A 2,260-nucleotide genomic window follows, 5' to 3' on the forward strand; every position below is an offset into this window, starting at 1 on the left:
AGTGCTACCTGGGCTGATTTTGCTGCAATACCCAAACCAGCTCCAAAACCTCCGCTTAATGCGCCAGTAAGCGCACCAATGCCCATCTGGATACCATAATCTTTCCAGCTAAAATCATCGAAGTGAAAAGCCGAATAGGTAATCGAACTCACACCGGCTCCGTAGAAAAAGCCGGAAAGTGCCGCCATTCCAACGGAAGCTGGTGTGCCCAATCCAACCGTAAGTACATCGATAACAGCAGCCGCCACGTCGATAACAACACCTACTAGGATTTCTACAGCTCCAATAACTATTCCTCCGATGGCACTGAAGAAACTACCGATAGAGAACATACCGGTTGGATCAATAAACAACACCGGATTGTTGGATGCGTAGATATAAGGACTGAAATACTGGCGACCAGGGTCGGTTGCTATAAACCTTCCGATGGCAGCACTGTAGAAACGGGCCCTGTAGTTGTACAATCCTATTTCCGAATCAAATTCCTGACCGGTGTACAGATAAGACAGGAACCCGGGACTCGGCTCATTGACATTCGACAAAGCGCCAAATGTGAGGTATTCGTATGAGGCAACCACATTGCCAGTGAGATCGATAACCGCCCTCGCAGACCCAAGATGATCTTTTAGGATATGATACAGATCAAGAGTAGTACCGTCAAACTTTCGCATAGCGATAAGTCCACCAGGACCATAGACATAGTTCACAGAGGACCTTGTTTTTCCATCTGCACTGATAAAGATCTCCTGTAATGGCATTGCGCTCGTACCCCGGACATATAATTTTGTGCCGGCAGGCGTAGATCCTCCCGTAACGGTTTTTAGCAATCGTTCGTTACGGCAACCGTAAGTGAAATTCAACGTGGCACCACCCTGTGTGGTATCTGCAATACTTACAGCCAGCATAGTAGCAGGGTCGTAAGTAAAGCCCAGGGCAAATGGTTTGCTGATCTTTGAATCAGCTGTGGTCATTAAAATGGCGTTCCCGTTATGGTTATAGCCAAACTGYGCGATCACCTGTGAGTTATTGACGTCACTAATGGTGTTTACCTGTTGGCTACCTTGGTTATAGGCGTAGGCACACGAGATACTACTGCCCGAAAAGTTCTGTATGTTGCCGTTTGAATCATAACTTACATCAGGTGCCGCGGATGGGCTGGCTGGTGGGTTTGTCAGGGCTTTCGCGTTCTGTAGCTGGCCAATGGAGTCGTAGGCATACTGTAGCTGGTCATTGGCCTGGCCACTAACCTGGGCTGCAGAAGAAGCAATGGTGCCATCAAAATATCCTGCGCCGCCATAGCCTCCCGATGTATAAGTAAGGGTTTCCTGGAAAAGGCTTGAGCCTGCCTGGTTCTGATTATTGATGTTCAGCAACCAGTTTGGTGCATTGAAACCATAGGTCTGTTTGATAGTTGCATTTGCGAGCGCCAAATGATTTTCCAAAGGTGTACCCGTTGCATCATAGCTGAAATTTCCGATCGTACTGGTTCCCGATTGGCCCGGTGTCTGAGATGATATCTCGTCTGTAATGCCGGTAATCTGGTTCAATGAATTTAGCTGGTAAAATATAGAATAGTCATAGGTTTCATTCGGATATTGAATTTGGGTAATGGTGCCAAAATCATTGTATTCGTAATTAACAACCCGGTCGTTACCGCTATCAAAAGAATTCACGGTCAGGGTGTCGGAAATTACATTGCCAAAAATATCGTAAGCGAGGTTTTCCGTTACATCTGCGGTTCCGGTAGTACCATTATTGGCTTGCATGGAAGAAATTCTGCCGATTGCATTTGAACCAATACCACCTCCATCATACACGTTCTTTTGTCTCCAGGTCGGCGTATTCTGTGGCCAGAGTGGGTTAGTATTGGCATATTGCTGCAACTGCTGTTGGTTCCAGGTTCCCGCAATGTAGCCGGTTTCAACAGGGCGGGAGAGGAGATCATACTTTATATAAATGAAATTTCCGTCTGCTGCTCCCTGCGGATCCTGTTTAAAGCGAATATTCCCAGCCTGGTCATAGATAAATGTAGCTGGCGCATTCGTTCCTTGCTGCAGTGTGAGTAGCTGGTTTAAATAATCGAAAGTCTGTAGTGTCACCCAATCGTTCTGCACAGAATTGGCAGGTGGGTTGAAATAGTTTGGAGAGCGGACGATTGTTGGGTTGCCAGCATCATCAAAGCCGGTTTCATTTTTGATTTCGGTGCCGTTAGCAGACACATTTTGGATCACCTGATCAAGCAATGTGCTTACCTCGTAGA

At 46.7% G+C, this 2,260-nt stretch carries 1 protein-coding gene; it reads right to left on the bottom strand.

Going from position 1 to position 2,260, the window contains the following annotated elements; all coding sequences use genetic code 11:
* A partial coding sequence (locus AC1DPQ_RS25430; protein ID WP_477611270.1) for an RHS repeat domain-containing protein occupies positions 1–2,260 on the bottom strand: 2,260 nt, incomplete at both ends.

Source organism: Pedobacter sp. 01T416_2 (genome assembly GCF_056398925.1).